At 44.0% G+C, this 11,848-nt stretch carries 10 protein-coding genes; 8 read left to right on the top strand and 2 right to left on the bottom strand.

Going from position 1 to position 11,848, the window contains the following annotated elements; genetic code table 11:
- Positions 1-63: 63 nt before the first annotated feature.
- On the bottom strand, positions 64-711 hold the full coding sequence (locus H065_RS0107585; protein WP_017812434.1) for a thiamine diphosphokinase: 648 nt from the start codon (positions 709-711) through the stop codon (positions 64-66).
- Positions 712-966: 255 nt separating this feature from the next.
- Positions 967-1,695, bottom strand: coding sequence for an alpha/beta hydrolase (locus H065_RS0107580; protein ID WP_017812433.1), 729 nt, complete (start codon positions 1,693-1,695; stop codon positions 967-969).
- Between the two features lie 250 nt (positions 1,696-1,945).
- Here H065_RS0107580 and pdhA point away from each other — a divergent pair, with 250 nt between their 5' ends.
- From pdhA to H065_RS0107545, 8 genes are all read left to right on the top strand, one after another.
- A complete protein-coding gene (gene pdhA, locus H065_RS0107575) occupies positions 1,946-3,013 on the top strand; it encodes a pyruvate dehydrogenase (acetyl-transferring) E1 component subunit alpha (protein ID WP_017812432.1) in 1,068 nt (355 codons plus the stop codon).
- Between the two features lie 84 nt (positions 3,014-3,097).
- Positions 3,098-4,075: an alpha-ketoacid dehydrogenase subunit beta gene (locus H065_RS0107570; RefSeq protein ID WP_017812431.1), complete on the top strand. Its 978-nt coding sequence runs from the start codon at positions 3,098-3,100 to the stop codon at positions 4,073-4,075.
- 242 nt (positions 4,076-4,317) lie between these two features.
- Positions 4,318-5,673 (top strand): dihydrolipoamide acetyltransferase family protein, encoded by a 1,356-nt coding sequence (locus H065_RS0107565; protein ID WP_017812430.1) that lies wholly within the window; start codon positions 4,318-4,320, stop codon positions 5,671-5,673.
- A gap of 4 nt (positions 5,674-5,677) precedes the next feature.
- Positions 5,678-7,102 (top strand): dihydrolipoyl dehydrogenase, encoded by a 1,425-nt coding sequence (lpdA, locus tag H065_RS0107560; protein WP_017812429.1) that lies wholly within the window; start codon positions 5,678-5,680, stop codon positions 7,100-7,102.
- Positions 7,103-7,485: 383 nt separating this feature from the next.
- The gene (gene rpmG / locus H065_RS27330) at positions 7,486-7,635 is read left to right on the top strand and encodes a 50S ribosomal protein L33 (protein ID WP_081604078.1); all 150 of its coding nucleotides are present in this window, start codon (positions 7,486-7,488) and stop codon (positions 7,633-7,635) included.
- A gap of 407 nt (positions 7,636-8,042) precedes the next feature.
- The gene (gene thyA / locus H065_RS0107555) at positions 8,043-8,837 is read left to right on the top strand and encodes a thymidylate synthase (RefSeq protein WP_017812428.1); all 795 of its coding nucleotides are present in this window, start codon (positions 8,043-8,045) and stop codon (positions 8,835-8,837) included.
- Between the two features lie 326 nt (positions 8,838-9,163).
- Entirely contained in the window at positions 9,164-9,664 is a 501-nt protein-coding gene (locus H065_RS0107550; RefSeq protein ID WP_017812427.1) for a dihydrofolate reductase, read from the top strand.
- 498 nt (positions 9,665-10,162) lie between these two features.
- Complete coding sequence (locus H065_RS0107545; protein ID WP_017812426.1) at positions 10,163-11,650, top strand: glutamate synthase subunit beta; 1,488 nt, start codon at positions 10,163-10,165, stop codon at positions 11,648-11,650.
- Positions 11,651-11,848 lie beyond the last annotated feature (198 nt).

The raw sequence follows: 11,848 nt of genomic DNA, 5'->3' as shown, positions 1-11,848 counted from the left end.
ATTAATAGTAATTTTTCAACCTACTAATGACAACTATCTACTTAATGGATAGTTGTCATTTTTTTAATCCCGGCTCTGGATAATGAGCAATAATCCGCCTTCTATACTGACAGTTCCCTGCTCCTCGGCAAGATGGTTGCTCACTCCGCGAGACTGTCCCATCCGGAGCGTAGCATTTTCCAGCGGATACTGAAAGCCTTTGAGATGAATACCGGTCACTTCCGATGTCACGGGCAGCAGCGACACATACGAATAACCCATATTGGAAATAACAGACGTAGTGGAGGTCAGCGATATGTAATTATTCATATCCTGAATTGCACAATGGACCTGATGCTGCAATGCACGTACTAACAGCTGTACATTCGCCAGCGTATGATCAAATCGTGTACCTACCGCACCGAAAATAAGAATATCATCCATATGCCGCTCCATTGCTGCTTCAAAAGCTGCTTCCGTATCAGACAAATCCTTGTCTACCGGATCAAATACAACCATCTCATCGGAATTTTCTTCAATTCGGCGAAGTTCAGTCATATGATCGGTCAGTGAATCGAAATCACCGATAGCCAGATGTGGACGAATACCATGTTCGATCAAAAATAGCGCGCCACGATCAGCACCAATAATCAGATCATCTTCACGAATCTCATTCAAAAAATCAGGATGTAACAGACCGCCTGAGAAGATAAGAGCTCGTTTTGCAGCCATGAAATCTCCCTCTTTCCTCAATAAATGAATAAATTTCTTCTAATGTTACGTTATAAGCGGTGAACCGTAAAAATTTCAGTTGCACAATTTTTGTCTGCACCGATACAATAGACGTTGGGAGTTCAATACATGAGATCTCCCGTAAAAGGAAAAGAGAAGCAATGAATATCGCATATTGTAAGCGTAAACATTGACTTTATCCGTTTGAAGCTTCTCTTTTTAATGTAATAAGTAATGACAGATTATGGAGACAGATTACTGAAGGAAATATTTTAGCGCATCAGGAAGTTCTTTTTGCCAGAATCCCCACAGGTGTTTTCCGTCTTTCTCAGCATAACGGACGGTCGCGCCTCGTTCAAGCAGCAAATCTCGTGTCGCACGGTTGAGCTCGACAAAATCATAGATACCGGTATCGCTCTGGAAATCCCGTTCCTGCAGACCGACGATCATGAACACGTCGAGTGCCGACAGATCTTTCTCGGCAGCAATGATAGTTCGGCTTTCTTCATAATAAGCACCGGACAGGCTGATGATCTGACTGAACATCTCTGGATAGAGCAGGGCGATATGCATGGAGACACTGCCTCCGAGAGAATCACCTGCAAGAATGCGCTGATCCGCAGTACGGCGTACCGGATACTTCTGTTCCACATAAGGAATAATTTCTTCGGCAAAACAAGTCGTATATGCTTCAAAGCGATTGCCGAAAGGAGCATATTCCTGGGTACGTATTTTGGTATTGACTTCTACGCCTACTATAATGAAAGGTTCGATATTGTCGTCGAGTATAAGCTCGTTGGCAAAGGTAGCGATTCGGCCAAAGTTAAAAAACTCTTCACCATCCTGGCAATATACAACAGGATAGCTGAGCAGTTCATTATAACCAGGTGGCAGATAGATGCGTAAAGTGCGGGATTCGCCGAGATGACGGCTTTGTATTTCCTCTTTCAGGATCGTTCTTTTCAGGTAACGGGAATCTGTCATAGTGATCACCTTTTCATTAGAATTTTTGCAATGAATCCAACAATGGGTTAAGATTAGGTCGTGTGATTTTAAGACACTCTATTTTGAAATGGTTCAACTGTTATACCAAATTAAATAACCTGTTATACATACAATAATCCTATTGCTGCATTAATTTCAATGTATGCTTTGACGAACTCAGTAGAACAGGTGTATAATAATTCTATAACAGCGGAACATGATATTCAAATTTTTTATTGAGGTGAATAAAATGAGCAAGGTTCCATATGAAGTTTACACGGAAGAAGTGGAAGCACTTTCCGTTCTCTCCCCAGAAGGTAAAATTGTCAACCCTGACAAAGTACCTGATCTGACTGATGATCAATTGAAAGAAATTATGTACCGTATGGTATTTACACGTACTTGGGATGACCGTGCTGTTAACCTGGGCCGTCAAGGACGTCTCGGTTTCTATGCTCCGGTTTCCGGACAAGAAGCTACTATGGTTGGTAGCGTATACGCGCTGGACAAAGAAGATTTCGTATGTCCTGGTTACCGCGATATGCCTCAGCTGGTATGGCACGGCTTGCCACTGTACCAAGCATTCCTGTATTCCCGTGGACATCAAGAAGGTGGACGCATCCCTGAGGGTGTTAACGTTCTGATGCCACAGATCATTATCGGTGCACAAATCTTGCATGCGATGGGTCTGGCAATGGGATACAAACTGAAAAAACAAAAACAGGTTGTTATCGCCTACACAGGTGATGGCGGTTCTTCCGAAGGTGACTTCTATGAAGGCATGAACTTCGCAGGAGCTTACAAACTGCCTGTTATCTTCTTTGTACAAAACAATGGTTATGCCATTACAACTCCATTTGCAAAACAAACAGCTGCACTGTCCATCGCTCACAAAGCAGTTTCCGCTGGCATCAAAGGTGTACAGATCGACGGTATGGACGTATTTGCTGTTATCACAGCAGTTCGTGAAGCTGCTGAGCGTGCTCGCAATGGCGAAGGCGCTACACTGATCGAAGCTCTGACTTACCGTTTCCGTCCGCACTCCATGTCGGATGACACAAGCAAATACCGTACCAAAGATGAAGAAGGTATCTGGAGCGAGAAAGATCCTATTGCTCGTCTTGCAAAATACCTGGCTGAAAAAGGTCTGTGGTCTGATGAAGATACAGAGCGTGTAAGAGAAGAAGCCAAAGCAAAAGTAAACGAAGAGATCAAAAAAGCCGAGAAAACAGAGAAAATGACTGTTACTGGCCTGATCGACAGCATGTTCGAAACAACACCTCATGATCTGGAAGAGCAAAAAGCAGATTTCAAATAAGAGGTTTCTGAATACTATATAACCGCAGCACATCCTTGATGCGTGAACATGAACAGTGAAATGTTTAAGGAGGAAATGAAGCAAATGGCACAAATGAATATGAAAGAAGCGATTCGCGACGCAATCCGCGTTGAGATGAAAAATGACCCTAACGTGCTCATTTTTGGTGAAGACGTAGGTAAAGTTGGCGGTGTATTCCGTGCAACAGAAGGTCTGCAAGCAGAATTTGGCGAAGAACGTGTATTCGATACACCACTGGCCGAGTCCGCAATTGGCGGTCTGGCGTTTGGTCTGGGTATCCAGGGCTTCCGTCCAATCGCTGAAATCCAGTTCGTAGGTTTTATCTTTGAAGCATTGGATCAAATGGCTATTCAGGCAGCGCGTCTGCGTTACCGCTCCGGCGGTCGCTACAATGCACCAATCGTATTCCGTACACCTTACGGTGGCGGTGTTAAAGCGGCTGAACTGCATACAGACGACCTGTCCGGTCTGCTGGCTCAAACTCCGGGTATCAAAGTGGTTATCCCTTCGAACCCATACGACGCAAAAGGCCTGATGGTCGCTGCTATTCGTGAAAATGATCCAGTATTCTTCATGGAGCATCTTAACCTGTACCATGCATTCCGTGCAGAAGTACCAGAAGAGGCTTACACTGTAGAAATTGGTAAAGCAAATGTAGTACGTGAAGGTTCCGATGTAACTATTATTGGTTACGGCATGACTGTTCATACAGCTACCAAAGCTGCTGATCAGCTGGCAGAACAAGGAATTATGGCAGAGATTATTGACCTGCGTACACTGAGCCCAATCGATATCGATACAATCGTAACTTCCGTTAAGAAAACAAACCGCGTTATCATGGTTCAGGAAGCTCAAAAGAGCGCTGGTGTAGCTGCAGAAGTAATCGCTCAGATAAACGAAAAAGCGATTCTGCATCTGGAAGCTCCAGTACTGCGTGTATGCCCTCCGGATACAATCTATCCGTTCGCTCAAATCGAGGATGCATGGCTGCCAACACCACAACGCGTTATCGATGCAGTTAACAAAGTAATGAACTTCTAAGATCCTGTTCTTATAGGAAATGATGAAGTGATGAATTAAACACTCAAGGCTCAAGAGGCGGTTTGCATGATAGTGTTCTATTTTTTAACAGCCGACCCGGGAGTGCTGTTGAAATGGAAATACTTTTCTACGGACGCCTTTTGGCTTTGATATATGTGAATACAGAAATACTTATCAAACGTTGTTGAAGGCATGACTATTTGAAGTCTTATTCAACAATTTTAATCAGGGAGGTTTTGCAAGTGGCAAGATTCGTATATAAATTTCCAGAGCTTGGTGAAGGTTTGCACGAAGGCGAAATCATCAAGATGCATATTAAACCAGGTGACAAAGTAACAGACGATAGCATTATCATGGAAGTACAAAATGATAAAGCAGTAGTTGAAGTACCTTGTCCGGTTGACGGAACAGTAGTAGAAGTACTGACCAAAGATGGTCAAGTTTGCCACGTAGGCGAAACAGTAGCAATCATCGAAGCAGAAGGCGAACTGCCTGATCAAGATGAAGAGCCAGCTGAAGAATCTGCTCCTGAGCAAAAGAGCGGTCAGGAAACTGACGCTGTTAAAGGAAACGTAGATACTACTTCTTCTCCTGCAGCTACAAGCCCAGCCGATGCAAAAGATGGCCAGGCAACTAACGCTTCTACACCAGCAGCACCTAACAAAGATGTACTGGCAACTCCAAGCGTACGTAAATTTGCCCGTGAGCAAGGTGTAGATCTGGCTCAAGTGACCGGTTCCGGCAGCAACGGCAAAGTTACTCGTGAAGATGTTGAATCCTTCAAACAAGGTGGAGGCCAAGCTTCCGGTACAACTCAAGCGGCAGCAGCTGACGAAAAAGCAGCAGCACCAGTTGCATCTGCAGCAGCACCAACAGCTTCCGCAGCATCCGCTGGCGGCGACGAAGAGCGCGTACCATTCAAAGGTATCCGTAAAGTTATCGCTAACGCTATGGTTAAATCCGCATACACTGCTCCACACGTAACGATCATGGACGAAGTTGACGTTACTGAACTGGTAGCTTTCCGTACTCGCATGAAGCCACTGGCCGAAAAACGCGGTACAAAAGTAACTTATCTGCCATTCATCGTAAAAGCACTGGTGTCCGCGGCTCGTCAATTCCCGGCTCTGAATGCTTCTATCGACGAAAAAACAGAAGAAATTGTGTACAAAAAACATTATGACATCGGTATCGCTACAGACACACCTAACGGTCTGATCGTACCAGTTGTTAAAGACGCTGATCGTAAGAGCATCTTCATGATCGCTGATACAATCAACGATCTGGCTGTTCGTGGTCGCGACGGCAAACTGGCAGCAAATGAGATGAGAGGCAGCACAATCTCGATCTCCAACATCGGTTCTGCAGGCGGTATGTTCTTCACTCCTATCATCAACTTCCCTGAAGTTGCGATCCTGGGTACTGGACGTATCAGTGAAAAAGCGGTAATCAAAAATGGCGAAGTGGTAGCAGCACCAGTAATGGCACTGTCCCTGAGCTTTGACCACCGTATCATCGACGGCGCTACAGCACAACACTTTATGAACCATATCAAATCACTGCTTGGTAACCCTGAGCTGTTAACTATGGAGGTGTAATTCAATGGTAGTAGGAGATGCTTCTATCGATATTGAAACGTTGGTAATTGGTGCGGGACCTGGTGGCTATGTAGCCGCCATCCGCGCTGCACAGCTGGGACAAAAAGTCCTGATCGTTGATAAATCCGAACTCGGCGGCGTGTGTCTGAACCGTGGTTGTATTCCTTCCAAAGCCCTGATCGCTGCAGCTCATCATTTTGAATCTGCACAGCACGGCGAAGGATTCGGCGTAACTGTTGGCGATGTTAAAGTTGACTTTGCCAAAACTCAAGAATTCAAAAACGGCGTTGTTAAGAAAATGACAAGCGGTGTTAGTGGTCTGCTGAAAGGCAACAAGGTGGAAGTATTCCACGGCGAGTGCATGTTCATCAACCAGAATGAAGCGCGTCTGTTCAATGATCATGAATCACCACGTTACCGTTTCAAAAATTGCATCATTGCTACCGGTTCACGTCCAATCGAACTGAAAGCATTCCCGTTCGGCGGTCGCATTCTGTCTTCTACAGAAGCACTGAACATGCCAGAAATCCCTAAATCCATGATCGTTATTGGTGGTGGATACATCGGTGCCGAGCTGAGCCAAATGTATGCTAAATTCGGTACTAAAATTACAATCATTGAAGGTCTGGATACAATCCTGCCAGGCTTCGATAAAGATATGACTTCCCTGGTAGCGAAAAACATGAAGAAATCCGGTGCGGAAATCTTCACGAACGCAAAAGCGGAAAGTGCTTCACAAACAGATAACGACGTTACAGTGAAATTCACTGTAGACGGCAAAGAGCAAGAAGTAACTGCAGATTACCTGCTGGTTACTGTTGGACGTCGTCCAAACACTGACGGCGAACTGGGTCTGGATCTGATTGATCTGGAACTGACAGATCGTGGTCTGGTGAAAATCGACCATCAGGGACGTACTAACATCCCGCACATCTACGCAATCGGTGATATCGTTGAAGGTCCTGCTCTGGCACACAAAGCTTCCTACGAAGCAAAAGTGGTAGCTGAAGTTATTTCCGGTATGCCTTCCGTTATCGATTACAAATGTGTACCAGCTGTAGCATTCACTGATCCTGAATGTGCAAGCGTTGGTCTGACTGAAACAGAAGCAAAAGCCAAAGGATACACAGTATCCGCTGGTAAATTCCCTTACGCTGGTAACGGCCGTGCAACTTCCCTGAACAACACAGAAGGCTTCGTGAAAATCGTAGCTGACGAAGCAACAGGTGTGGTACTGGGCAGCCAGATCGTAGGTCTGGAATCTTCCAACATGATCGCTGAAATGGGCCTGGCTATCGAAATGGGCGCGACATTGGAAGATCTGGCACTGACTATCCATGCGCATCCAACACTGGGTGAGATCGTTATGGAAGCAGCTGAGCTGGTTATGGGTCATCCGATCCACGTTATCGCTCCGCGTAAAAAGTAAGCTTTGATTTGAATGTATCAGCTTGCAGCAGCTATAATTCGCAGCTTATCTCTACTTGTCCCTGTACCTGATTTTACCGCTGTGGGCTGAATAGATTGGATCATGATGTCAAAGCCGCCAGAGAGCTCCTGGCGGCTTTTGATATGCTTTGTACAGCTGAATTAAGGAATAATTAATCCGCTAAAATGTGAATACATGTTCGCAAAAATAGCTTGGATTTCGTTTCAGTATATGGTAAAATGGATAAGGCATTTCAATTAATGTTTACGGATTATTAGCTGACTATACAGTTCCAATAAATCTCAGTTGAACATTTATTGTAATTAGGTTAAATTAGTATAGTTGAATAATTTCTGATTACCAATGAAGTGAGGTGAATTCACATGCGCGTTATCGTTACTATGGCATGCACAGAGACTGGCGACCGTAACTACACTACAACCAAGAACAAACGGAACCATCCGGAGCGTCTTGAGCTGAAGAAATATTGCCCACGTCTGAAGAAATACACGCTTCACCGTGAAACTCGTTAATTCTTGTTTGAGCGTGTGAAGTAAACACCCGACTATATTATAGTCGGGTGTTTATTTTTATAATTAGATAATGCTTATTATATATCCAGATATTTGATGAGGTTATATTTTGATTTGTTATTTTATTTTAATAATTTTTTATTATGGGCTATTTGATAGCTGATGCAATTCCAGGGTGTGCATGTTTACATACATATTTGTTTCTATAGGTTTCTAGGCTTTCCTAATTTTGATTTCTTCTCTGGTATTTATCTATGTTACAATATGGCAGGTGAAGTTAAACTGAATTTGACGGCATTTTCTTTTGGGATAGAAGGCTGACTATTTTGATCACTGTCTAGTTGTCTAAATAGCATCTAATTATCTTATAGACCTGTCAAATCAAGTCGTATGAATGAGGTGTAACTATGAAAGCATATTTGGAATTATTGCAGGATATTATGGATCATGGAGTAGCCAAGGGAGATCGTACAGGTACAGGCACTATCTCTGTATTTGGACGGCAGATGCGTATCAATCTCCAGGAAGGTTTTCCTTTACTGACAACAAAACGTCTCCATACACGGTCTATTATTCATGAATTGCTCTGGTTTCTCAGCGGGGATACCAATATTACGTACCTGCGTGAAAATGGTGTAACCATCTGGGATGAGTGGGCTGACGAAGAAGGCAATCTGGGGCGTGTATATGGTTCTCAGTGGAGAGAATGGCGCGGTCCCGGTGGGGAAGTGGTTGACCAAATCTCGTCGGTTATCGAGCAGATCAAGAGTAACCCTGATTCGCGTCGTCATATCGTTAATGCTTGGAATGCGGCAGAAGTCGATCATATGGCGCTGCCGCCGTGTCATTATGCTTTTCAGTTCTATGTAGCAGAAGGCAAGCTGTCATGTATGTTCCAGATGCGCTCGGTCGATACATTCCTCGGTCTGCCGTTTAACCTGGCATCGTACGCGCTGCTTACGCATATGGTGGCACAACAGTGTGATCTGGAAGTGGGCGATCTGATCTGGACGGGCGGCGATGTACACATTTACAACAATCATATAGAGCAGGTGAAGCTGCAGCTTACACGTGAGCCGCATCCACTCCCACAGCTGCGTATCGAGCGCAAGCCGGATAGCATTTTCGATTACAAGTTCGAAGATTTCCATTTTGAAAATTACGAGTATCATCCAGGGATCAAGGCACCGATTGCCATCTAATCCTTATAATATACCAATTGAATACCGGTACATTGAGTCCGGAGATGGATTTGAGGAAAGACACAGCTATGCTATGGAGCAGAGAGCTTATCTATATCCTGTAAATCGTCTCCGGATTTTTGCTAAGTACCCAACTGATCAAATTTCTGAATCGCTATGGATAAAACATTTGATAGCTTGCTTTTTACCGGATGATCAGTTAATAAGCAGGCAGTAACATTCGTGAAATATTACAAGAATTTGATGCAGAGTGATAGGTTTTAATGATATGATATAGAATAAACCTATCTGGATGAACAACTCCGGATGATAGGAGGACAGCGAGAATGACGATTACACTCATATGGGCACAAGGACGAGAAGGCATTATCGGCAAAGATAATGATATGCCCTGGAAGCTGCCCAAAGATATGGCGTACTTCAAACAGCAGACCCAGCATAAAACAATTGTCATGGGACGCAAAACTTGGAACTCCTTTGGTTCCAAACCACTGCCAAACCGGAAAAATATTGTTTTGACACGGGATGTTTCTTTTGAAACGAGCGAAGCACAAGTTCTTCATTCGGTAGAAGAAGCGATTCAGCTTGCCAGTGCAGAAGAAGAACTAATGATTATTGGCGGATCGCAAATTTATAAGGAATTCCTGAATTATGCGGATCGTCTGCTAGTAACCAGAATCGAACAAGATTTTGAGGGGGATACGTATTTTCCGGAAGTCGACTGGTCGGAGTGGACATTGGTGAATACGGTATCAGGCATTCGTGATGAGAAGAATGATTATGATTACCGGTTTGAAGAATACAAACGCAAGCAGGCAGAACAGTAATTTGGATGACAGCAGTATGAATATTATAGGATCCCGTAAAAGTGTTTGTCATATCATAGGATCAATGGATAGGGAAAAAAGCCTGTAACATACTTGTGTTATACGTTAAAATGCATAAATATAATAAAAAGTTTATAATAGCTCACTCTCTATCTATGTAGGCAAACATTCAAAGCACTGGTAATCCTAAAAGCCAAACATAAAGTTTATGAATGATGAATAACAAAAACTAAATAAACATAGTTACAATCTGTTGTTAATGTACGCAATATTGAATATTGCTTATACAAAATGTATACAGAAAAAGTGAAAGTAACAGAAAAGTTATTGCAAGATGTTTCACCACGGTGTAATCTCTATGTAAAAAGTACAAATAATCATGCGCTTAATCCATTTGTGATTCAATTGTCTCAATGCTACTCTTGAAAATAAACTTACGGCAAGCTGGTGATCGAAAGAAACTCGGCATCGTATAGAACGGATGGGGGAACTGTTAATATGTCTACACCTACTGGATTTATGGAATACAAAAGACAAATTCCCGCGGATCGCGATCCGCTTGAACGCGTAAAAGACTGGGAAGAATTCCATAAGCATATGTCTGAAGACGAACTGCGTACGCAGGGTGCACGATGTATGGACTGCGGAACACCGTACTGTCATACAGGTATGAATATGGCAGGGTCCACCTTTGGCTGCCCTGTTCATAACTTGATTCCCGAGTGGAACAATCTGGTCTACCGTGGTCTGTGGAAAGAAGCGCTGGAGCGCCTCCACAAGACAAATAATTTTCCCGAGTTTACCGGACGGATCTGCCCGGCTCCTTGTGAAGGTTCCTGTACAGTTGGCCTTATTGGTCAGCCGGTAACGATCAAGACGATTGAAGAATCCATTATTGAACGCGGCTTTGCAGAGGGTTGGGTTGTTCCCGAACCACCAGAAAAACGTACAGGACGTCGTATAGCTGTTATTGGCTCCGGTCCGGCAGGTCTGGCATGTGCTGCGCAGCTGAATAAAGCAGGACATTCGGTAACGGTATATGAACGTTCCGATCGTGTAGGTGGACTTCTCACTTATGGTATTCCGAGTATGAAGCTGGATAAGCAAATTGTAGAGCGTCGAGTGAATCTTCTTCGCCAAGAAGGTATTGAATTTATTACGAGCACCGAGATCGGCAAGGATATCCCTGCTCAGCAGCTGGTAGATGATTATGACGCAGTTGTGCTTTGCGGCGGTGCAACCAAACCGCGTGAATTCAATATTGAAGGCAGCCAGTTAAATGGTGTTATTTACGCAATGGATTATTTGAACGGCACTATTAAGAGTTACCTGGACAGCAATCTGGAAGATGGTAATTACATTTCTTCTACAGATAAAAATGTTATTGTCATTGGTGGCGGAGATACCGGATCTGACTGTGTAGCAACTTCACTACGTCACGGCTGCCGCAGTGTCACCCAGTTCGGTACGCATGACAAAGCTCCACTGGAACGTGATCCAATCGCGAATCCATGGCCGCAGTTCCCGAATGTGTATACACTGGATTATGCGCAGGAAGAAGCGAAAGCTATTTTCGGCAGTGATCCTCGTGAATTCTCTATCATGACAACCAAGTTTGTCGGTGATGAAAATGGTAATCTGAAAGAACTGCATACCATCCAGATTCAGCGTATCGTCGATGAGACCGGACGCAAAATCTATCAGCCTATTCCAGGAACCGAGCGTATATTCCCGGCAGAGATTGCGCTAATCGCTATCGGATTTGACGGACCGGAACAGACACTGGCTCAGCAACTTGGTCTGGAAACGGATCGCTGGACCAATGTCAAAGCCCGCTACGGTAAATATACGACTAATGTAGACAAAGTATTTGCAGCTGGGGATATGCGCCGTGGACAAAGTCTGGTCGTATGGGCGATCAACGAAGGTCGCGAAGCAGCGCGCGAAGTGGATAAATATCTGATGGGTGCAACGGTACTTGTCTAAATCCAATTTGATCTCTACAATTGCAGACGTTAGACGTTAGACGTTAGACGTTAGACGTTAGACGTTAGACGTTAGACGTTAGACGTTAGACGTTAGACGTTAGACGTTAGACAGTGTGTTATATGCACAATAACCGTTTTGTGTATGCAAGCTTACCATTACGAATAAACGTATAAGCGATATTGTTGAATAGTATGG

It is taken from the genome of Paenibacillus shenyangensis (assembly GCF_000346635.1).
In the GTDB taxonomy this organism is placed as follows: Bacteria; Bacillota; Bacilli; order Paenibacillales; family Paenibacillaceae; genus Saccharibacillus; species Saccharibacillus dauci.
This window is presented reverse-complemented; position numbering and strand designations above follow the sequence as displayed.

Coding starts and splice junctions, on each gene's coding strand:
- H065_RS0107545 (WP_017812426.1), top strand. CDS start 10,163: ATGTCTACACCTACTGGATTTATGGAATACAAAAGACAAATTCCCGCG.
- pdhA (WP_017812432.1), top strand. CDS start 1,946: ATGAGCAAGGTTCCATATGAAGTTTACACGGAAGAAGTGGAAGCACTT.
- H065_RS0107580 (WP_017812433.1), bottom strand. CDS start 1,695: ATGACAGATTCCCGTTACCTGAAAAGAACGATCCTGAAAGAGGAAATA.
- lpdA (WP_017812429.1), top strand. CDS start 5,678: ATGGTAGTAGGAGATGCTTCTATCGATATTGAAACGTTGGTAATTGGT.
- H065_RS0107585 (WP_017812434.1), bottom strand. CDS start 711: ATGGCTGCAAAACGAGCTCTTATCTTCTCAGGCGGTCTGTTACATCCT.
- rpmG (WP_081604078.1), top strand. CDS start 7,486: ATGCGCGTTATCGTTACTATGGCATGCACAGAGACTGGCGACCGTAAC.
- H065_RS0107550 (WP_017812427.1), top strand. CDS start 9,164: ATGACGATTACACTCATATGGGCACAAGGACGAGAAGGCATTATCGGC.
- thyA (WP_017812428.1), top strand. CDS start 8,043: ATGAAAGCATATTTGGAATTATTGCAGGATATTATGGATCATGGAGTA.
- H065_RS0107570 (WP_017812431.1), top strand. CDS start 3,098: ATGGCACAAATGAATATGAAAGAAGCGATTCGCGACGCAATCCGCGTT.